Origin of the sequence: Streptomyces sp. NPDC048603, assembly GCF_043199475.1 — a bacterium.
Lineage (GTDB): Bacteria > Actinomycetota > Actinomycetes > Streptomycetales > Streptomycetaceae > Streptomyces.
In genome coordinates this window covers 68,509-88,479 of the sequence record NZ_JBICVY010000013.1, presented here as the reverse complement: position 1 = coordinate 88,479, position 19,971 = coordinate 68,509, and the positions used below count along the sequence as shown (strand labels likewise).

Below are 19,971 nucleotides of genomic sequence, written 5' to 3'. Positions count from 1 at the left end.
GTTTACCGATCAGTAACACAGGTCTGCGGGGACTCTAGCGCGCCGGGGTCCGCTCCGACAGCGCCCCAGTAGTCTCACGCCCATGGAGCAGAGGCATCTCGGCCGGACCGGCCTGCGCGTGTCCCGGATCGGCCTCGGAACGCTGATGTGGGGGCGGACCTCCGGGGGCGAGGCGGGGGACGACCAGGCCGCCGCGGAGCAGTTGAAGATCTTCTGGGAGGCGGGCGGCACGCTGGTCGACACCGCGGACGTGTACGGCGGCGGCGAGGCCGAATACCTGCTGGGGCAGCTGGTCGGCGGGCTGGTGCCGCGCGAGGACCTGGTGCTGGCCACCAAGTCCGGCTCGGTCCGGGACCCGGACCGCAGGGTCGACGGATCGCGCGGCCACCTGCTGGCGGCGCTGGACGCCTCGCTGGCCCGGCTGGGCACGGACTACGTGGACCTGTGGCAGGTGCACGCCTTCGATCCCGCGACCCCGGTGGAGGAGACCCTGCAGGCGCTGGACCTGGCAGTGAGCAGTGGTCGGGCCCGGTACGCCGGGGTGGCGGGGTTCTCCGGCTGGCAGCTGGCCAAGGCGGCGACCTGGCAGCTGGCCGCGCCGGGCACGCGGACCCGGCTGGCGTCGACCCAGATGGAGTACTCGCTGCTGCAGCGCGGCGTGGAACGGGAGGTGCTGCCGGCCGCACTGGACCTCGGGGTCGGGCTCCTCCCCTCCTCCCCGCTCGGCCGCGGGGTCCTCACCGGCAAGTACCGCTCCGGCGTCCCGGCCGATTCGCGGGGCGCGTCGGAGACCCTGGCCGCGTTCGTCGACCCGTACCTGGACGACACGGCGAGCCGGATCGTGGACGCGGTGGTCACCGCGGCGAACGGCCTGGCGGTGACCCCGCTGCAGGTGGCCCTGGCCTGGATCCGGGACCGCCCGGGAGTGGCCGCACCGATCGTCGGTGCCCGTACGTCGTCGCAGCTCAGCGAAGCGCTGTCGGTGGAGCCCCTTAGTCTTCCGGAGGAGATCTGCCAGGCGCTGGACGATGTGTCGGCGCCGGTGCACCGCTACCCCGATCAGGACTGGAGCACGCTGTGAGTACGGAACGGCCCACCGCCGGCGCGGCCGGGCAGCAGGGCGACGCGTCGGCCGAGCCCGCCGCCGAAGCCCGGCACGAGGCCGGCCCGCCGGCGGAAGCCGATGGCGGCGAAGCCGGGACGGAGAACACCGCGGCCACGGCAGAGCCGTCCCCGGCCGGGGCCGAGGCGGAGGCCGAGGCGGAGGCCGAGGCGGAGGCCGGAGCCGAAGCGGAAGCCGGAGCCGAGACCGAAGCCGGGGCCGAGGCGGAGGTGGAAGCCGAGACCGAAGCCGGAGCCGAGACCGAAGCCGGAGCCGGGACCGAAGCCGGAGCTGGGGCGGAAGCCGGAGCTGGGGCGGAAGCGGCGCCTCAGCGGAGCGAGGCCGAGGCGGAGCTCGCGGCGCAGAAGATCGAACGGGAGCGGATCGCCCGGCGGAAGGCCGAGCGGACGGCCCCGATCGATGCCGGGGCCAAGCTCAGCGGAAAGGCCGCCGACCTGCTGGCCGCCGTACGCGCCGTGGAGACCGGCGAGAAGTCCTCCCCCACGTACTTCGATGATGCGGCCCCGGCAGAGCCGCGCCGGCCCGCCACTCCCCCGCCGCCCCGGGCCCCCGAGCCCGCTCCGGCCGCCCGCCCCGCCCGCACCCCCGCCTCCGCCGATGCCGTCGCGGCGGTGCGCGCCCTGCTCGGCCGAGCCGGAGCGCCCGAAGCACTGGCCCCCCAGGCCGCCGAGCTGCTCGGCGAAGGCGCCGCCGAGCAGCTTTCCGCCGACCCCTGGCAGTTGCTCGGCGTCCCCGGCGTCCGCCCGTCCCAGGCCGACGGCTTCGCCCGCTCCCTGCTCGGCCCGGAGTGCGGGCCGGACGACGAGCGGCGCTCCGCCGCCCTCCTCGGCTGGCTGCTCGCCCAGGCCGCCGTGAAGGGCCACACCGCGCTGGACGCCACCGTCCTGCGGTCGGCGCTCACCCAGTACGGCGTACCGGACCCGGAGGAGGCGCTGGAGCAGGCCATCGGCGAGGGCACCGTCCTGGTCTTCCAGGAGCCCGTCGGCGAGCCGGTGCCGGAGGGCGAGGAGCAGCCGGTCCGGGTGCTGGTCGGGCTGGAGGCCGCCGCGCTGGCCGAGGAGAGCCTCGCCGACGGTCTCGCCCGGCTGATCAACACCTTCACCGACCCGGCCGACTGGGCCGACACCGCCGGTGCCGCGCCCGGCCCGTCCGCCGCCGAGCTGATCCGTGCCGTGGCCGGGCACGGCCTGGTCGCCCACACCGGCGGCGAGGCCGCCCGCGCGGAGCCCCGTGCCCTGTTCACCGCTGCCCGCGGCCTCGGCCTGCGCGCCTGCCTGGCGGCGCACGCCCCCACGGCCGGCGCGGTCACGGTCGCGGGCCTGCTCGGCGGCACCGAGGGTCCGCCGCGGGACGCAGACGGCCAGTGGGAACTGGACCTGCTGATCGTGCTGGACGCGCCGCAGCTGGACGTGGAGGTCGCGGCGGCACTGGTCGAGTCCGTGCCGGACGGTGCCCGGCTGGTGCTGTCCGGGGACCCGGGGGTACTCGGATCGGCAGGTGCCGGCCGGGTGTTCGCGGATCTGCTCGCGGCGCGGGCCTGCCCGCAGGTGGTCTCCCGCACTCCCGACCCCGGCCCGCTGGGCGAGCTGGTCTCGGGGATCGGCATCGGCGAGCTGACCCAGGTGGACGCGCCCGGCAAGGAGGTCGTCATCGTCCCGGTGCGGGACGCCGGCGAGGCCGTGCACCGTACGGTGCAGCTGGTCGCCGAGTCCGTCCCGCGGGCGTTCGGGATCGGACCGGAGGGCGTCCAGGTGATCACTCCGGGGCACGGCGGCTCCGCGGGGACCCGGGCGCTCAACGCGGCCCTGAAGGAGCGGCTGAACCCAGGCCCCGGCCGGTTCGGCGGCTTCGACCCGGGTGACCGGGTCGTCCACGTCCCCTCCCCCGGGCGGGCCGTCCCGGCCACGGTGGTGTCGGCGGATGCCGAGGGACTCCACCTGGACCGCGGTGCCGCAGGCGGGCGACCCGCCGGCATCATCGTGCCGAAGGAGCAGGTCGAGTCGCAGGTGCGGCACGGCTGGGCGATGACGGCACACCAGGCGGTCGGTGCGCGCTGGCCGGCCGTGGTCGTGGTCCTGCCGGGGGACGCGGCGGACGCACTGTCCCGGGACTGGGTGTACACGGCCTTCGGCCGGGCCGAGCGGCACCTGTCCGTGGTGCACGGGGTGGACCAGGCCCTGCCGAAGGCGGTCTCGGAGATCCCGGCGAAGCCGCGCACCACCCGCCTCACCGGCCTGCTGCGGACGCTGGTGGCGTCGACGGCCACGGAGCAGGCGTAGCGGCGGGGCGGGGCCCGGCACGCACGGCCGCCCGGGGCGGGGCCGGTGTACGGCCCCGCCCCGGGCGGCGGTCACACGTCTCTTCCGCTGTCGGATTCGGCTACCGGATCCGTTCGAGCGCCGGAGCGCCGTCGTCGTCCTCGTCCTCGTCGAACTCGTCGTCGAAGACGGAGCTGACGTCGAACCGGTGCAGCACGTGCTCCGGATCGGCGTGGTCGAAGGGCGTGTTGAGCCATTCACCGGGCTCCGGCGTCGTCCCGCCGGCCGTGATCCAGAGCGTCGAATCGCCTTCCTCCAGGCCGAACTCCTTGTAACGGGAAGCGATCTCGTCCGGCTCGTACTCGCCGAACAGCACACCGAGCGCGGCTGCCGTCCCGGCGGACTCACCGAGTTCGGCTCCGGCGTCCCGGTCGTGCGCCGCGACCCGTTCGGCCTGGGCGAGCAGCCGCTGTGGCTCCACGACGGCGTAGTCGCGACGGATCAGCACGCTGAACGCGGTCGGTTCGGCCGGGCCGCTGTACGGCACGCCGTCCTCGGAGGCCGGGATCTCGAACGGAGTGACCTCGTCGTACCGCTCGTACAGCAGCTCGTCGTACTCCTCGGCGGCCGCGGCCAGTTCGTTGAACGCGGCGTGGACCTCGGGATCTTCGGCCCCTGACCTGCGCTCGACCGCCGCCAGGTGACGGTCCAGCGCGGCTTTGACCGCCTCGGCGGCGGCGCGTACCTCGGCTACGGTGGGCAGAGCGGCATCAGACATAGTGCAGACGCTATCCGTAGCGGGCCTCTGCCCGCACAATAGATGCGATGCCGGAATACGAATTTGTCGACGTGTACGTGCCGCGGGGTGTCTCACGCAAGGAGGCGACCCGGCTGCTGACCGACCATGCCGAGTACGGGCACTGGGAGTTGGACCGGCTGACCCTGCGCCGGGACGGCAGTCGCCGTGTGCGGCTGCGCCGCCGCATCATCCGTCAGCTCCGCCCCACCTGGTGACCTGATCCGCCGCCCCCGGCCCGCCCCGGGGGGCCCTGCCCGGCCTACCGACTGATCCTCCCCCGCTCCGGGAATCCGGGCCCCACCCCCCGGCTCCGGGGGCCGGGTACTCTCCCGTCGCCGCCGAGAGCGGGGGCGGGGATCCGTTTCTTGACTGCCGCCGGCCCCTCCGGCGCACGGCCAGGTCGCTGCGCCTGCCGCCCCACGCCCTTCGGGTGTCCCCGCCGCCACCGGTCCGGCGAACGGCCGGACGGCCGACTGTCGGGCACCTAGGCGGGCTGCGGCCCCACCGGCAGTCGGGCGCGCCCAGGACGAACGTTTCGATGCCTGCGGAGAGCGGCCCGTGACCCGGCGGACGGCCGGAGGGCCGTCCGCCGGGTGCGCCGGCGCGGGTCAGGACGCGCCGACGGGCTCACCCGCCGTCGACGACGGTGGGGATCGCTGCCACCTCAGGCCGCGCTACGGGCCCGGCGGTAGAGCACTGCTCCGGCGAGGAGCAGACCGCCGGCGATCGGGACACCGGCGAGAGCGCCGCCGGCCCCGGTCTCCGCGAGTCCGGCCCCGTTCTGGCCGGGGGTGTTCCCACCCCCGTCACCACCACCGGGCTGACCCGGCGTGACGGGGTTACCGGGGTTGCCCGGGTTACCGGGGTTTCCGGGGTTGCCCGGGTTACCAGGGTTTCCGGGGTTGCCCGGGTTTCCGGGGTTGCCCGGGTTCCCAGGGTTTCCGGGGTTGCCCGGGTTACCAGGGTTGCCCGGGTTACCAGGGTTCCCAGGGTTACCGGGGTTCCCAGGGTTGCCCGGGTTACCGGGGTTCCCAGGGTTCCCAGGGTTCCCAGGGTTACCGGGGTTGCCCGGGTTACCGGGGTTGCCCGGGTTACCGGGATTCCCAGGGTTCCCCGGATTCCCCGGGTGACCCGGGTTCCCCGGGTTACCGGGATGGCCCGGCTCACACGGTTCGTCCGGGTGTCCCGGGCCACCGGGGTGGCCCGGGTGACCCGGGTGGCCCGGGTGACCCGGGTGGCCCGGGTGACCCGGGTGGCCGGGCCCCGGATTGCCGGGCTTCGGCTTGCTCGGCTTCGGCTTGCCCGGGGTGTTCGCGCAGTGGTTGCCGAACGCCGGGTTGAGGGCGCCCACCACCGTCACGGTGTTCCCGCAGACGTTCACCGGCGCGTGCACCGGTGCCTGTACGGAGTTCCCGGACAGAACGCCCGGGGAGTTCGCGGCCCGGCCCGTCGCGCCGGCGTCCGCGTGTGCGTAACCCCCACCCAGCGCGAGCACCCCGCCAGCGGCCGCCACGGTGATCAGTGTCTTCCGGCCGGCCGCAATCTGTCGCTTCTGCACTCGTCCTCGTCCCCCTGCTGCTGTCTCGTTCGAAAATCCGGCGGCCCCGGAGCGCTGGATGCGCTCCGGGGCCGTGACTCCGGCGTCAGCGTCAGGCGTTGACGCAGGTGTTGCCGAAGGCCGGGTTCAGCAGGCCGATCACGTTGACGGTGTTACCGCAGACGTTGACCGGGATGTGGACCGGGACCTGGACCACGTTGCCGGACAGAACACCGGGAGAGCCGATGGCCGCGCCCTGGGCGCCGGCGTCGGCGACAGCCATGCCCGCACCCGCGAGAACCAGGCCACCGGTGGCAGCCGCAGCGGCGACAACCTTCTTGATCATCATTCCTCCTAGTAGGCAATGCGGTCCCAGCCGCGGACCGCAACACCTGTAACGAGGAGGTCCCACCAGGGCTACGAGCGTATGAGCGCATTCACTCTTCCCGGTGAGGTCCGCACATCCGCTCGACCGGCGGCTCCGGAACGGCAGCCGCCGGCCGGCGGGCTCCGCTCAGCAGTTGTCGATGAAGCGGTCCAGGACGCGCACCCCGAACTTCAGACCGTCCACCGGCACCCGCTCGTCCACGCCGTGGAACATCCCGGCGAAGTCCAGCTCCGGCGGCAGCTGCAGCGGCGCGAAGCCGAAGCAGCGGATGCCGAGGTCGTCGAAGGACTTGGCGTCCGTACCGCCCGAGAGCATGTACGGGACCGCCCGCGCGATCGGGTCCTCGGCCTTCAGCGCGCCCTGCATGGCGTCCACCAGGCGGCCGTCGAAGTCCGTTTCGAGGGCCTTGTCGCCGTGCACGTCCTCCCGCCGGACCCGGGGCCCGAGGATCCGGTCCAGGTCGGCCAGGAACTCGTCCTCGTAGCCCGGCAGGAAGCGCCCGTCCACGTGCGCCACCGCCTGGCCGGGGATCACGTTCACCTTGTAGCCCGCACCGAGCATGGTCGGCTGGGCGGTGTTCCTCAGCGTGGCCCCGATGATCTTCGCGATGCCGCCCAGCTTGGCCAGCGTGGCGTCCATGTCCTCCGGGTCGAGCGGCACCCCGAGCGCGTCCGAGAGCTCGTCGAGGAAGGACCGCACGGTCTTGGTGACCCGCACCGGGAACTGGTGGCGGCCCAGCCGCCCCACGGCCTCGCACAGCTCCGTGATCGCGTTGTCGGTGTTGGTCATGGAGCCGTGGCCGGCCGTGCCGTCCACGGTGAGCCGCATCCAGTGCATGCCCTTCTGGGCGGTCTCGATCAGGTAGAGCCGCAGGTTCTCGTTCACCGTGAAGGAGAAGCCTCCGACCTCCCCGATCGCCTCGGTGACCCCGTCGAAGAGCTCGGGGTGCTTGTCGACCAGGTGCCGGGCACCGTAGATCCCGCCCGCCTCCTCGTCCGCGAGGAAGGCCAGCACGATGTCCCGGGGCGGCTTGCGGCCGCTGCGCAGCCGGTCCCGTACGACCGCGAGGGTCATCGCGTCCATGTCCTTCATGTCGACCGCGCCCCGGCCCCACACGCAGCCGTCGGCGATCTCGCCCGAGAAGGGGTCGTACGTCCAGTCGGTGGCGTTCGCCGGGACCACGTCGGTGTGCCCGTGGATCAGCAGGGCGGGCCGGGAGGGGTCCTCGCCCTCGATCCGGGCCACCGTCGAGGCGCGCCCCTTGTGGGATTCGAAGATCTGCGGCTCCAGTCCGACCTCGGCCAGCTTCTCGGCCACCCATTCGGCGGCCTTCCGCTCACCGGGGCCGGAGTGGTCGCCGTAGTTGCTGGTGTCGATCCGGATGAGATCCCGGCAGAGGTCGACGACCTCGTCCTCGCCGGTGACGGTCCTGCTCGCGCTCGACTCGCTCACTGAAGGTTCCTCCCACTGATCGTTTGCTGTCCCTAATCCTCGCCGTCCGGGTCCCCCGCCCCAAGGGGGTTCCCCTCCGACGAGCATGTGATCGAGGCACTCCGAATCCCTGGTAATGTTCTCTTCGTCGGAACGGCCCGCAAGGGACGCGAGACAGACACCTTGTCCGGGTGGCGGAATGGCAGACGCGCTAGCTTGAGGTGCTAGTGCCCTTTATCGGGCGTGGGGGTTCAAGTCCCCCCTCGGACACCAGCGAGAACCCCAGTCGATCTGATCGATCTGGGGTTCTCTGCATGTCGGCATATCCGCATGCCGGCGTTTTGGCGTGATGGTGTGATGCCGTGATGTCACCGCGAGGTCCACGGCGGACGGGGGGCAAGGGGTTGTCGTCGTACGACAACGGCATGCTGATCGGCGGGCGTTACCGGGTGCTGGGGCGGCTCGGGCGGGGCGGCATGGGTGTCGTCCGGCGGGCCGAGGACGAGTTGCTGGGGCGGCCGGTCGCGGTCAAGGAGCTGCACCTGGACGGCGGGGCCGACAAGGCGGCGGCGCTGCGCGAGGCACGGGTGGTGGCCCAGATCAGGCATCCGCACGTGGTCGTGGTCCATGACGTGGTGGAGCACGAGGGCCGGCCCTTCATCGTGATGGAGCTGGTGGACGGCGGGTCGCTGGCCGACCGGCTGTCCTCCGACGGGCCGCTGTCGCCGCGGGAGGCCGCCCGGACCGGGCTTGCACTGCTCGACGCGCTGACGGCCGCCCACGCCCAAGGGGTCCTGCACCGGGACGTGAAGCCGGCCAACGTACTGGTGGAGGCGGGTACCGGCCGGGTGGTGCTGACCGACTTCGGCATCGCCAGTGTGGCCGGGGCGACGACGATCAGTGAGACCGGGGCCTTCGTCGGCTCCCCCGAGTACACCGCGCCGGAACGGATGCAGGGGGCGTCGGCCGGGCCGGCCGCCGACCTGTGGTCCCTCGGGGCCCTGCTGTGCACGGCGGTGACCGGTGAGTCACCTTTCCGCCGGGATTCGATCGGCGGGGTGCTGCACGCCGTGGTGTACGAGGAGATCCGGCCCCCGGCACGGCTGGGTCCCCTGCTGCCGCTCGTCGGCGGGCTCCTGGAACGGGATCCGGGGCGCCGGGTGGGGGCGGCGGAGGCCCGGCGGCTGCTGTCGGCGTGCGCGGCAGCGGACCCGGGCGACGGGGCGGAGTCGGAGGAGACCACGGGCGGTCTCCCGCCGGCGCCCTTCGCGGGTGGTGGCTACACGCCGACCGAGCGGGTGGCGGAGCCGGTCACCGGCCCGGAGGCGGAGCCGGTCACGGGCCCGGCCGTGAGCCCGGTCGTCGTGAACCGGGCGGGCGGTACGACCGGGGGCGCGGCGCGGTCCGGGAGCCGGGCCGGCGGACGGGTGGCGCTGCTCGCCGCGGTGGCCGTGGCGGCGTGCGCGGGCGCGGTGGCCGGGGTGGTGCTTCTGAAGGCCGGGGGCGAAGGCGCCGAGGTCGGCGGGGCGGGAGCGACGGCGCCCGTGGTCTCCTCCCCCGCCTCCGGGCAGCCCGCGCCGCCGGCTGGATCCGCGTCGCCGGACTCCGGTGCGAGCGGCCGCCCGACCGGCGGCGCGACCGGGCCGAGTGCCGCGCCGTCGGCGTCGGCGTCGGCGTCGGCGTCCACCGACGTCGTCGCACCGGGCTCGCCCGTCGTGTCCACCACGCCGGAGGCGCCCGTACCGCCCGGTGGGGAGGTCCCCGACGGGTACCGGTTCGTCACCGACGAGCGCGGGTTCTCCCTGGCCGTGCCGGTCGGTTCCCGGCGTGAGACCGACTCGGAGCGGGTGTTCTACGTGTCCTCGGACGGCGCGATCCGGGTGGGGATCAAGGTGACGGCAATCCCGCCGGGCGGAGCCCTGGGCGCCATGCGGCGCGCGCACGAACGCGGTCCGCAGACCAACCCGGGCTACCGCGACGCCTCGGTGGGGGCCACCACTTACACCAATCTGCCGGCTGCGCTGTGGACTTTCGTCTGGGACGGCTTCACGCGGGCCGAGGGAGCCCGGCGCACGATCGACCTCGCCTGGGAGCAGGACGGCCTGCTGTACGACCTGTGGGTGTCTGCCCCGGTCGGACGGGCCGCGGAGGGGGAGGACCACTGGGGCGTGGCGAAGGCGTTCTTCGTACCGGCCCCGCGGTGACCGCGGGCCCTGGTGCGGGTACGCGAAGGGCCCCGGGCCCGGGACGTGTTCCCGGGGCGCGGGGCCCTCGTGGGCGGGTGGCGCGGGCCGGTCAGTCGCGGGGAGCGCCGGCCGCGATGGCGGCCACCCGCTTGCGGACGCAGAGCCAGCCGATGACCAGGGCGGCGCCGATCACCGGGAGCATGGAGACCGTCCAGCGGCCGACGCCGCCGTCGCTCCACATCAGGACCAGTACGGTCGCCAGGAAGACCAGGGTGACGATCTGGGTGTACGGGGCCCAGGGCAGGCGGTAGGCGGGGCGCTCGACGAGGCCGGCCTTGGCGCGGCGCCAGAAGAACAGCGAACAGAGCATGACCATCGCCCAGGTCCCCAGGATGCCGAGGGAGGCGAGGTTGAGGACGATCTCGAAGGCTTCGCCGGGCATGAACTTGTTGAGGGCCACGCCCGCGATGCCGAAGGCGGCGGTGAACAGGACGCCGCCGTAGGGGACCTTGCCCTTGTTCATGCGGGCGGTGAACCTGGGCGCGGAGCCCGACATGGCCATGGAGCGCAGGATCCGGCCGGTGGAGTACAGGCCGGAGTTCAGGGAGGAGAGGGCGGCGGTGAGGACGACCAGGTTCATGACGCCGGCGGCACCGGGGATGCCGAGCTTGTCGAAGACCGTGACGAACGGGCTCTGGTCGGACGAATAGGACGTGTACGGCAGGAGGAGTGCGAGGAGCACGACCGAGCCGACGTAGAAGACGCCGACGCGCCACATGATCGAGTTGATCGCCTTGGGCATGATCTTCTGGGGGTTCTCGGTCTCGCCGGCCGCGACGCCGCAGAGTTCGACGGAGGCGTACGCGAAGACCACGCCCTGGATCACCAGGAGCATGGGCAGGAGGCCGGCCGGGAAGAGGCCGCCGTGGTCGGTGACGGAGGACAGGCCGGGGGTGTGGTCACCGATCTTGTGGCTGGTGGCCACCAGGTAGATGCCGACCAGCATGAAGACGGTCAGGGCGGCGACCTTGATGATCGAGAACCAGAACTCCATCTCGCCGAAGTACTTCACCGAGATCAGGTTGGCGGCGAGGACCACGGAGAGGGCGATCAGGGCGAGGAGCCACTGCGGGACGTCGGTGAACATCGACCAGTAGTGGGCGTAGACGGCGGCGGCCGTGATGTCGGCCACCGTGGTGGTCGACCAGTTCAGGAAGTAGAGCCAGCCGGCCGTGTACGCGCCCTTCTCGCCCATGAACTCGCGTGCGTAGGAGACGAAGGCGCCGGAGGAGGGGCGGTAGAGGACCAGCTCGCCGAGGGCCCGGACCACGAAGAAGGCGAAGATGCCGCATACGGCGTACGCGATGGCCAGCGAGGGGCCGGCTCCGGCGAGCCGGCCGCCGGCTCCCAGGAACAGGCCGGTGCCTATCGCACCGCCGATCGCGATCATGTTGATGTGGCGGGACTTCAGGTCCTTGCTGTAGCCCTCGTCGCCGGCGTCGACGTGGCGGACTGGCTCCGCCGCCGTGGCGGCGGCGGTCAGCGTGCGGTCACTCATGGACGGTACTTCGCCTTCGTGGGTGGGACAGGCAGGCCCGGAGCGCCGCGCGGCGGGCGTGGGTGGTGTCCGACGGCGTGCGCGTTCCGGGCGATTGGTCTCCCCAGGAGATCACGGCTGCCTTCGGGTGCCAAAACGGGCGTCGTATGCGAAGGCCCCCGGCGCCCTTGGAAACGGGCGTCGGGGGCCTCTGCGGGACCCGGTACGAAGGTCAGTTGGCGGGTGTGGCTTCCGAGGCTGCCTGCTCCAGCCGGAAGGCCTCGTTGCCCAGGCCGATCCTGGCGTGGGTCTCGGGCCGGCGGGACCGCAGGACCAGCCCGTAGGCGAGGCCGAGGACGGCGGTGGCGCCGATGACCCCGGGGAGCATCCAGTTGAGGGCGGAGCCGTCGCCGGCGCCGACCAGGACGCCGAAGTCCTTGACGGTGTAGACGGCGATGCCGAGCAGGGCGATTCCGGCGGCGCCGGAGGCGGTCAGCCGCCAGATCTGGGCGCCGGCGGTGCCGCGGCGGACGAAGAAGGCGATGACGGCGAAGGAGGCGGCCGCCATCAGCAGGGTCACGCCGAGGGCGCCGACGTTGCCCATCCAGGTGAAGAGGTGCAGCACGGGGGTGGTGGGGTCGCCGGTGGGCTTGTCGTCGGTGACGGCGAAGGCGAGGACGACGACGGTGGCGACGGCGGTCTGGAGGAGGGAGCCCGTGGCGGGGGCTCCGGTGCCGGGGTTGGTGCGGCCGAAGGCGGCCGGCAGCAGGCCTTCGCGGCCCATGGCGAAGGCGTAGCGGGCGACGACGTTGTGGAAGCTGAGCATGGCCGCGAACATGCCCGTGACGAAGAGCACGTGCAGGACGTCGGTGAAGCCGGTGCCGAGCCGTGCCTCGGTGAGCGCGAAGAGGAGTCCCGGGCCGGCTTCGGCGGAGGTCTTGACGACCTCGGCGGGGCCGGTGGCCACGGTCAGGGCCCACGCGCTGAGGGCGAAGAAGAGGGCGACGAAGCCGATGGCGAGGAACATGACGCGGGAGACGACGATGTGCGGCTTGCTGGTCTCCTCGGCGTAGACCGGGGACTGCTCGAAGCCGACGAAGGCGGCGATGCAGAAGCAGAGGGCGGTGCCGAGGCCGGCGCCGCCGAGGGTCTCCGGGTTGAAGGCGTGGAAGGAGACGCCCTCCGGGCCGGGGTCGCCGATCGCGGCCACGTCGAAGATCACCACGAGGGCGCACTCGACGAGCAGCAGAACGCCGAGCACCCGGGCGTTGAGGTCGATCTTGAGCCAGCCGAGGGCGCCGGTGGCGGCGACCGCGATCAGGGCGGGGATCCACCAGGCGAGCTCGATCTCCAGGTAGGTGGCGAACAGGCCGGAGATCTCGAAGCCGAGGATGCCGTAGACGCCGACCTGCATGGCGCTGTAGGCGACCAGGGCGACGAGGGAGGCGCCGACGCCGGCGGTGGGGCCGAGGCCGCGGGCTATGTAGGCGTAGAGGGCGCCGGCGTTGTGGACGTGGCGGCTCATCTCGGCGTAGCCGACGCCGAAGAGGGCGAGGAGGACGCCGAGGATGACGAACAGCAGGGGCTGTCCGACGATGCCCATGACGCCGAACGTGGTGGGCATCACGCCGGCGACGACCATCAGGGGGGCGCTGGCGGCGAGGACGGAGAGCAGCAGGCCGGCGGTGCCGAGCCGGTCGGCCTGCAGGGCCCGTTCCTGGCCCTTGTACGTGCGGATCTCGGCCTCTGGGTGGAGCGTGGTGGATCTGCCCGTCGGCATGGCGGGTGGTCCTTTCGGGGGTGGAGATTCGGGGGTGCGGTGCGGGGGTGCGGTGCAGGGGTGCGGTGCGGGGGTCTTGCGCGGGGGTGGTGCCAGGGGTGGTGCAGGAGGTGCAAGGGGTGCCAGGGGGTGTCCGCGGGGGTGTGCGCCGAGCGGTTCAGGCCGATCCGAGGGCGGTGCTGCGGGCGGCGAGGAAGGCCTTGTGCGGGTCCCGGTCGGGGTAGGACCAGGGGGCCGGGGTGGCATGCCGGCCGATGCGGTGGAAGAGGGCGGCGGCCTCGGCGGGGCGGCCCTCGCAGAGCTTGGCGTGGGCGAGGAAGTTCAGGTCGACGCGGTTGCGGGGGTGGTCGTCGCGTTCCCATTCGAGCCACCAGTCGAAGGCGGTGCGCAGCACCTGGCGGGCTCGGCGGCCGGACCAGTGCTGGGTGGCGCTCGCCGTGTCCCCGCCGGGCAGGCCGTGCCGCGCGGCCAGGACCCGGTAGCGCTCGGCGTGGGCGATCACGGGGAGGACGGCGAGCGGGGAGTCGGCGGGGGCCTCTTCGGCGGCCCAGGCGGCGAAGTCGTAGACCTCGTGGAGCGGGTCGTGTCCGCTGCCGGGGGTGCGTTCGGCGAGCCGGGCGACCATGAGGTGGTGGGCGTGGTGGTGTTCCCGGTGGCGGGCGCGGACCTGGTCGAAGTGCCGGCTGAACTCCTCCTCGGTGCCGAAGGCACGGCTGAGCATGAGCAGGCCGAGCCAGGGGGTGGGGTCGGCGGGGAGCAGGGCCGCGGCGCGGTGGCACGCCTCCTCGGCGTCCTCGGGGGCGCCCTTGCGGCGCAGGGCGCGGAACACTGCGGCGAGGGCGAGCAGGGTGCCGGCGTCGGCGCTCTCGGGTTCGGCGAGCAGCCACTCGTTGGTCCAGGCGGTTGCGGCGGGGGTCTCCGCGAGGACGGCCAGGCGGTGGCCGCGGCGGTCCCAGTCGTCTCCGGTGGCGGTGAGCAGCGCACGGGCGCCGGACCAGCGGCCCTGGGTGAACCGGGCGCGGACGTCGACGAGTTCGGCGTCGCAGAGGGCGGAGTCGAAGAGCCGGTCGTCGCGCTTGCGGGAACGGCCGAGAGGTGGCGGAGGCGGGGACATCCGCTGTTTTCCCTCCAGGACGCTGGTTTCGACTGGATGATCACACACAGCAAACCGGTAGGTACAGCTCCGCGTCAAGGTCCGGCTTTCGGCGTGGCGCGTTTCAACTCCCAGCCCCAGTGGGTAAGTTGGGTCGGTTTCGGTGCTTCGCGGCGTGTCGGCCACGGGCCGTCGGTCCGGCGCTCGTGGCAACCTACGACGATCTCGCCCCGCGTCCACCGGGCTTTCCGGGGTCGCCGCGCGCGTGGCCGGCGCCCCGGTCCCGGTGGCCGGGAGACCGCGACGACCGGCCCGTTGGCGGCCTACGAGGCCGAGGACGAGCCACTTCCGGACCTCGGACGACAGACCGGACCGATGGATTCCGTGCGCGGTCGCGGCCGGTCCGGAGGTGCCGGAGGTCCGGATCGCGCGGCCGGCCAAGGTCGGCCTGCGGCACGCGCCGGACGAGGGTGAGGGCTACGCCTCCGTGGCCGAATGGCGTGCCTCGCACGAGGAGTTCCGACGCCCGCCGGAACAGCGGGACGCCCTCGGCGACCCAGGCTCAGACCCGGCCGCGCGGGGTGGGGAGCACCTCGAAGCCCGCGATGCCCTCCGGAGGCTCGTCGTGGGTCCGTACGCCGTCCACGCGGGCGGCGGGCGGGCCCTGCCGGGACCAGCCGACCAGCCGGTCCACGGCTTCCGGCTCCCCCTCGAACACCGCCTCGACGGCTCCGTCGGGCAGGTTGCGCACCCAGCCGGTGACACCCTCCGCCATGGCCGCCGTACGGCAGCTGTCCCGGAAGAAGACGCCCTGGACGATCCCGGTCACGATCACGCGCTTGCGCACCATGGGGAGAGCGTAGCCACGGCTCAGCCGGTGGCCGCGGCCGCCGCGCGGCCCGCCGCCCGGCCGGAGAAGATGCACCCGCCGAGGAAGGTGCCCTCCAGGGCCCGGTAGCCGTGGACCCCGCCGCCGCCGAATCCGGCCGCCTCCCCGGCCGCGTAGACGCCGGGCAGCGGCTCCCCCTCCGGGGTGAGCACGCGGGAGGACAGGTCGGTATGCAGACCGCCGAGGGACTTGCGGGTCAGGATCGAGAGGCGTACGGCGATCAGCGGGCCGGCCGCGGGGTCCAGGATCCGGTGCGGCGGGGCGGTGCGGATCAGCCGGTCGCCGAGGTACTTGCGGGCGCCGCGGATGGCCGTCACCTGGAGGTCCTTGGTGAACGGGTTGGCGATCTCCCGGTCCCGGGCGGTGATCTCGCGGCGCAGGGCCGCCTCGTCGATCAGGTCCTCCTTGGTGAGCTCGTTCATGCGGCGGACCAGGGCGGGCAGTTCGCGTTCCACGATGAAGTCGGCGCCCTTGTCCATGAACGCCTGGACCGGGCCGGGGACCGCCTGCCGGGCCCGGTCGATGACGTCCCGTACCGACTTTCCGGTGAGGTCGGGGTTCTGCTCGGAGCCGGAGAGCCCGAACTCCTTGCCGATGATCCGCCGGTTGAGCACGAACCAGGTGTGGTCGTGGCCGGTCCGCAGAATGTGGTCGAGCGTGCCGAGGGTGTCGAAGCCGGGGAAGAGGGGAACGGGGAGCCGCTTGCCGGTGGCGTCGAGCCAGAGCGAGGAGGGGCCAGGCAGGATGCGGATGCCGTGCCGGGACCAGATCGGGTCCCAGTTCTCGATTCCCTCGGTGTAGTGCCACATCCGGTCCTTGTTGATGTGGCTGGCGCCGGCCCGCTCGGCTATGCCCAGCATCAGGCCGTCCACGTGGGCCGGGACCCCGGACAGCATCCGGGCCGGCGGAGTGCCGAGCCGGGCCGGCCACTGGGACCGGACCAGGTCGTGGTTGCCGCCGATGCCGCCGGAGGTGACGATCACGGCCTGGGCGCGCAGCGAGAAGGTGCCGGTGGCCTCACGGCCGCTGGGGGTGCCGCGTACGGCGTCGGAGGGCGCCAGGACCTCGCCGGTGACGGTGTCCACCGCGCCCGCGGTGCGGGCCAGGCCGGTGACCCGGTGCCGGAACCTCAGCTGCACCAGGCCGCGGGCCGCGCCGGCCCGGACCCGCGCGGCGAAGGGCTCGACCAGGCCGGGGCCGGTGCCCCAGGTGATGTGGAAGCGGGGGACGGAGTTGCCGTGGCCGGTGGCCCCGTACCCGCCCCGTTCGGCCCAGCCCACCACCGGGAAGAAGCGGACGCCGCGCGCGTACAGCCAGGGCCGTTTCTCGCCGGCGGCGAAGTCGACGTAGGCCTCCGCCCAGCGGCGCGGCCAGGCGTCCTCGGGGCGGTCGAAACCGGCCGTGCCGAGCCAGTCCTGGAGGGCGAGCTCGCGGCTGTCCTTGATCCGCAGCCGGCGCTGCTCGGGCGAGTCCACGAAGAACAGGCCGCCGAAGGACCAGTGGGCCTGGCCGCCGAGGGACTGCTCGGGCTCCTGGTCGAGGAGGATGACCCGGCGGCCCGCGTCGACGAGTTCTGCGGTGGCCACCAGCCCCGCCAGACCGGCCCCGATCACGATCACGTCAGCGTCGTACGTCATGCGCAGATCCTGGCTACGCGGCGGTAACCCGTCAACAGGCCTGCTTGGATGAATGCGTGAGCGCTGAAGAGATCCTGGACGTGGTGGACCGTGAGGACCGGGTGACGGGGCAGGCCCCGCGCGGCGAGGTGTACGCCCGCGGGCTGATCCACCGGTGTGTGTTCGTGCTGGCCACGGACGCGGAGGGGCGGGTGTTCGTGCACCGCCGGACCGCGTCGAAGCTGGTGTTCCCCTCGTACTGGGACATGTTCGTGGGCGGGGTGCTGGGCGCGGGCGAGGACTACGCCACGGCCGCGCTGCGCGAGGCCGAGGAGGAGCTCGGGGTGAGCGGGCTGCCGCAGCCGGTGCCGCTGTTCAAGTTCCTCTACGAGGGCGAGGGCGGGGCCTGGTGGTCGTACGTGCACGAGGTGCGCTGCGAGCTGCCGGTGCGGCCGCAGGAGTCCGAGGTGGACCGGTACGCCTTCCTGGACCCCGCCGAGGTGGAGCGGTGGGTCCTCGGCGGGGACCTGGCGTGGGTGCCGGACGGGCTGGAGGCGTACCGGCGGCTGCGGGAGTTCCGGGGGGAACCGAGAATGAACATGTGATCGACTTCGTCAGAGACGTCCGGCTCTGGTTCGCCCCGCAGCGGATCCGAGCGGAGGGCGCGACCCCCGACTACCGGTTCTCGCTGGCCAACGAGCGGACCTTCCTCGCCTGGATCCGGACCGCGCTGGCCCTGGTCGGCGGCGGGTTCGCGGTGGACCAGTTCCTGCCGGACCTGCGGTGGGGCGTGCGGGTCGGCATGGCGGTGGCCCTGCTGGTGGTGGGCGGGGCGTGCGCGCTGCGGGCGGTGAACCACTGGGTGCGCTGTGAGCGGGCGATGCGGCGCGGGGAGGACCTGCCGGTGTCCCGGTTCCCGGTGCTGCTCAGCCTGGGGGTGGGGCTGGTCGCGGTGGTGATGGTGGTGGTCGTGCTGATGGGCTGGACGGCGGCGCGGTGAGCTCGGGCACCGACGGGCGGGGCGGGGACCGGGATCCGGGGCTGCAGCCGGAGCGGACCCGGCTGGCGTGGCGGCGGACGACGCTGACCTGCTCGATCGCCGCCGTACTGGCCCTGCGGCAGGCGCTGCGCGGGCCCGTGTCGGCGGCCGAGATCGCGGGGGTGGCCTTCATCGCCCTGGTGTGGCTGGCCTTCCTCGCCGTGGCGCACGGCCGGATCCGGGAGCTGGCCTCGGCCCGGCCGCCCGGGCTCGCACCGCGCCGGGCGCTCGCGGCGACCGCGGCGACGCTGGTGCTGGCCGTCTTCGCCGCCGCCATGATCATCTGAGTGGTCCGCCGGATGGAGACATGTCCGCCGGCGCGTCCGCCTGCACATCCCTCCGCGCGTCCATCTGCACGTCCGTCGGATGGCGACACGTCCGACGGGCAGCGACGCAACGGGTGATATCCAGGCAATCTCCCTAATCTCAGGCGTATGACCACAGAACACCAGGAACACGTCACGCACGAGCACGCGCACGGCCCCGGCTGCGGGCACACCGAGGTCGTCCACGGCGATCACGTCGACTACGCGCACGACGGGCACCTGCACCGGCAGCACGGCGAGCACTGGGACGAGTGCGAGCCGGCCGGGCACGTGGCGCACCAGGGCCACGGGCACGCGCACGGCGAGGACTGCGGCCATCAGGCCGTGGCGCACGGCGACCACCTGGACTACCTGCACGACGGCCACCGGCACGCACCGCACGACGGCCACTACGACGACCACTGACCGACCTCGGCGGCAAGCCGCGGAACGGGTTTTCCACAGGCGCGGGCTCTCTCTCCCCGCGGTCGCGCGGCGACTGGCAGGATGCTGATCACCAGTCAGCGCGACCCGGGGAGAGCGCACATGACCGCCGACCAGCCCTACCTCGTCCAGCCCGCGCCCGGGGTGTACCCCTACGTCCAGCCCGACGGCGGCTGGTGCCTCAACAACGCGGGGTTCGTCACCGACGGCGGCCGGACCCTGCTCGTCGACACGGCCGCCACCCTCCGCCGGGCGCACGCCCTGCGCGACGCGGCGGTGGCTGCCGCGGCGTGAACGGGGGCGTCCCGGTCGCCTGCCACGCCTGAGCCGCGGCGCGCGGGGCGGGTCGGGCCGGGTCGGGGAAAGGACCGAGGAAGGCCCGGGAACGGCCTGGGAACGGCCCCGGAAAGGGCCGGAATCCGGCCCCCACCCTGGACGCCATACCGACTGGTCGGCATGATGGGCGGCGAACGTCGCCGTCAACTCCGCACGGAGGTGCGCACCATGAGCCCGTCCGACCCCCGGGGTCTCGACCTGGCGCGGCTGCGCGGCCGTCTCGACGCCGCGCTGCCCGGACTCGTGGCCGGGGAGCTGAGCGGCCGCCTGATCGAGGGCGGCCGGTCGAACCTCACCTACGAGGTCACCGACGGCAGCACCCGCTGGGTGCTCCGCCGGCCGCCGCTCGGCCATGTCCTGGCCACCGCGCACGACATGGCCCGCGAGCACCGGGTGATCCGGGCGCTTCACGGCACCCCGGTGCCGGTGCCCGAACCGTTGCTGCTGTGCGAGGACGAGGAGGTGCTGGGAGCCCCGTTCTACCTCATGGAGTTCGTGGACGGCACCCCCTACCGGACGGCGGAGCAACTCGCCGCGCTCGGCCCGGAGCGCACCCGGAGGGTCGTGCTGGACCTGGTCGACACCCTGGTGGAGCTCCACTCCGTGGACCCGGCGGCGGTGGGTCTGGCGGACTTCGGCCGGCCGGAGGGCTTCCTCGACCGGCAGCTGCGGCGCTGGGGCAAGCAGCTGGACGCCTCCCGGAACCGGGAGCTGGCCGGGATCGACGAGCTGCACGGTGCTCTGGGCCGGGCGCTGCCCGCCTCGGCCGCCCCGGCCGTGGTGCACGGCGACTTCCGGCTGGACAACGTGCTGGTCGGCGGAGCCCCGGCGCAGCCCGACACCATCCGGGCGGTGCTGGACTGGGAGATGTCCACGCTCGGCGATCCGCTCACCGACCTGGGCCTGCTGGTGATGTACAGCTCCGACCTGGGGCTGCCGGAGTCCCCGGTCAGCACGACGAGCGGCGCGCCGGGGCATCCGGCGCCCGCCGAGCTGGTCGAGCGGTACGCCGCGCGGTCGGGCCGGGACGTCGGGGAGATCTCCTGGTACACGGCCTTCGCCTGGTTCAAGCTCGCGGTGATCCTCGAGGGCATCCACTACCGCTGGACCCTCGGGCAGACCGTGGGGGCCGGCTTCGACCGGATCGGCGAGCTCGTCCCGGTCTTCGTCACACACGGCCTGACCACCCTTCAGGAAGGCTGAGGTACCG

18 protein-coding genes, 1 tRNA gene and 1 pseudogene are annotated in these 19,971 nt (G+C 73.4%); 11 read left to right on the top strand and 9 right to left on the bottom strand.

Annotated features, from left to right (window positions below; translation table 11 throughout):
* The first annotated feature begins 82 nt into the window (after window positions 1–82).
* Window positions 83–1,081: an aldo/keto reductase gene (locus ACGFQ9_RS29605; RefSeq protein ID WP_393577988.1), complete on the top strand. Its 999-nt coding sequence runs from the start codon at window positions 83–85 to the stop codon at window positions 1,079–1,081.
* Window positions 1,078–3,402, top strand: a complete 2,325-nt coding sequence (locus ACGFQ9_RS29600; RefSeq protein WP_393577986.1) for a helix-hairpin-helix domain-containing protein — start codon at window positions 1,078–1,080, stop codon at window positions 3,400–3,402. Before ACGFQ9_RS29605 ends, ACGFQ9_RS29600 begins: the two co-directional genes overlap by 4 nt.
* 100 nt (window positions 3,403–3,502) lie before the next feature.
* On the opposite strand, the gene ACGFQ9_RS29595 is transcribed toward ACGFQ9_RS29600, so the two are convergent.
* Window positions 3,503–4,159 carry a hypothetical protein gene (locus tag ACGFQ9_RS29595; RefSeq protein WP_393577985.1) on the bottom strand — a complete coding sequence of 219 codons (657 nt, stop codon included), beginning with the start codon at window positions 4,157–4,159 and terminating at the stop codon, window positions 3,503–3,505.
* A gap of 47 nt (window positions 4,160–4,206) precedes the next feature.
* Here ACGFQ9_RS29595 and ACGFQ9_RS29590 point away from each other — a divergent pair, with 47 nt between their 5' ends.
* Window positions 4,207–4,395: a DUF5703 family protein gene (locus tag ACGFQ9_RS29590; protein WP_393577984.1), complete on the top strand. Its 189-nt coding sequence runs from the start codon at window positions 4,207–4,209 to the stop codon at window positions 4,393–4,395.
* 449 nt (window positions 4,396–4,844) lie between these two features.
* Here ACGFQ9_RS29590 and ACGFQ9_RS29585 read toward each other — a convergent pair whose 3' ends face one another.
* From ACGFQ9_RS29585 to ACGFQ9_RS29575, 3 genes are all read right to left on the bottom strand, one after another.
* On the bottom strand, window positions 4,845–5,675 hold the full coding sequence (locus tag ACGFQ9_RS29585) for a chaplin (protein ID WP_393578190.1): 831 nt from the start codon (window positions 5,673–5,675) through the stop codon (window positions 4,845–4,847).
* Window positions 5,676–5,829: 154 nt separating this feature from the next.
* On the bottom strand, window positions 5,830–6,063 hold the full coding sequence (gene chpH, locus ACGFQ9_RS29580; protein WP_393577982.1) for a chaplin ChpH: 234 nt from the start codon (window positions 6,061–6,063) through the stop codon (window positions 5,830–5,832).
* Window positions 6,064–6,231: 168 nt separating this feature from the next.
* Window positions 6,232–7,557, bottom strand: a complete 1,326-nt coding sequence (locus ACGFQ9_RS29575; RefSeq protein ID WP_393577981.1) for a M20/M25/M40 family metallo-hydrolase — start codon at window positions 7,555–7,557, stop codon at window positions 6,232–6,234.
* 164 nt (window positions 7,558–7,721) lie between these two features.
* On the opposite strand from ACGFQ9_RS29575, the gene ACGFQ9_RS29570 reads away from it, so the two are divergent.
* Window positions 7,722–7,809 (top strand) — tRNA-Leu (locus ACGFQ9_RS29570).
* 152 nt (window positions 7,810–7,961) lie between these two features.
* Complete coding sequence (locus ACGFQ9_RS29565) at window positions 7,962–9,740, top strand: protein kinase (protein ID WP_393578189.1); 1,779 nt, start codon at window positions 7,962–7,964, stop codon at window positions 9,738–9,740.
* Window positions 9,741–9,831: 91 nt separating this feature from the next.
* Here the strand turns inward: ACGFQ9_RS29565 and ACGFQ9_RS29560 are convergent, their stop codons facing one another.
* The 5 genes from ACGFQ9_RS29560 to ACGFQ9_RS29540 all read right to left on the bottom strand — a co-directional run bounded on the left by ACGFQ9_RS29560 (window position 9,832) and on the right by ACGFQ9_RS29540 (window position 16,658).
* Window positions 9,832–11,280: an amino acid permease gene (locus ACGFQ9_RS29560; protein WP_393577979.1), complete on the bottom strand. Its 1,449-nt coding sequence runs from the start codon at window positions 11,278–11,280 to the stop codon at window positions 9,832–9,834.
* Window positions 11,281–11,491: 211 nt separating this feature from the next.
* Window positions 11,492–13,039 (bottom strand): APC family permease, encoded by a 1,548-nt coding sequence (locus ACGFQ9_RS29555; protein ID WP_393577978.1) that lies wholly within the window; start codon window positions 13,037–13,039, stop codon window positions 11,492–11,494.
* 157 nt (window positions 13,040–13,196) lie between these two features.
* Window positions 13,197–14,153: a hypothetical protein gene (locus ACGFQ9_RS29550; protein ID WP_393577976.1), complete on the bottom strand. Its 957-nt coding sequence runs from the start codon at window positions 14,151–14,153 to the stop codon at window positions 13,197–13,199.
* 541 nt (window positions 14,154–14,694) lie between these two features.
* On the bottom strand, window positions 14,695–14,982 hold the full coding sequence (locus tag ACGFQ9_RS29545; protein ID WP_393577975.1) for an acylphosphatase: 288 nt from the start codon (window positions 14,980–14,982) through the stop codon (window positions 14,695–14,697).
* 20 nt (window positions 14,983–15,002) lie between these two features.
* Window positions 15,003–16,658 (bottom strand): FAD-binding dehydrogenase, encoded by a 1,656-nt coding sequence (locus ACGFQ9_RS29540; protein WP_393577974.1) that lies wholly within the window; start codon window positions 16,656–16,658, stop codon window positions 15,003–15,005.
* A gap of 56 nt (window positions 16,659–16,714) precedes the next feature.
* On the opposite strand from ACGFQ9_RS29540, the gene ACGFQ9_RS29535 reads away from it, so the two are divergent.
* The 6 genes and pseudogenes from ACGFQ9_RS29535 (at window position 16,715) to ACGFQ9_RS29510 (ending at window position 19,964) form a co-directional block, all read left to right on the top strand.
* Window positions 16,715–17,242, top strand: coding sequence for an NUDIX hydrolase (locus tag ACGFQ9_RS29535; protein ID WP_393577973.1), 528 nt, complete (start codon window positions 16,715–16,717; stop codon window positions 17,240–17,242).
* Window positions 17,239–17,637, top strand: coding sequence for a YidH family protein (locus ACGFQ9_RS29530; protein WP_393577971.1), 399 nt, complete (start codon window positions 17,239–17,241; stop codon window positions 17,635–17,637). The genes ACGFQ9_RS29535 and ACGFQ9_RS29530 overlap by 4 nt, the downstream gene beginning before the upstream one ends.
* Window positions 17,634–17,963: a DUF202 domain-containing protein gene (locus tag ACGFQ9_RS29525; RefSeq protein ID WP_393577970.1), complete on the top strand. Its 330-nt coding sequence runs from the start codon at window positions 17,634–17,636 to the stop codon at window positions 17,961–17,963. The genes ACGFQ9_RS29530 and ACGFQ9_RS29525 overlap by 4 nt, the downstream gene beginning before the upstream one ends.
* 147 nt (window positions 17,964–18,110) lie before the next feature.
* Window positions 18,111–18,407 (top strand): hypothetical protein, encoded by a 297-nt coding sequence (locus ACGFQ9_RS29520; protein WP_393577969.1) that lies wholly within the window; start codon window positions 18,111–18,113, stop codon window positions 18,405–18,407.
* A 120-nt stretch (window positions 18,408–18,527) separates the two neighbouring features.
* Window positions 18,528–18,716 (top strand): annotated as a pseudogene (locus tag ACGFQ9_RS29515) (MBL fold metallo-hydrolase); the annotation flags it as partial.
* Window positions 18,717–18,929: 213 nt separating this feature from the next.
* Window positions 18,930–19,964 carry a phosphotransferase family protein gene (locus ACGFQ9_RS29510; protein ID WP_393577967.1) on the top strand — a complete coding sequence of 345 codons (1,035 nt, stop codon included), beginning with the start codon at window positions 18,930–18,932 and terminating at the stop codon, window positions 19,962–19,964.
* The last annotated feature ends 7 nt before the right edge of the window (window positions 19,965–19,971 follow it).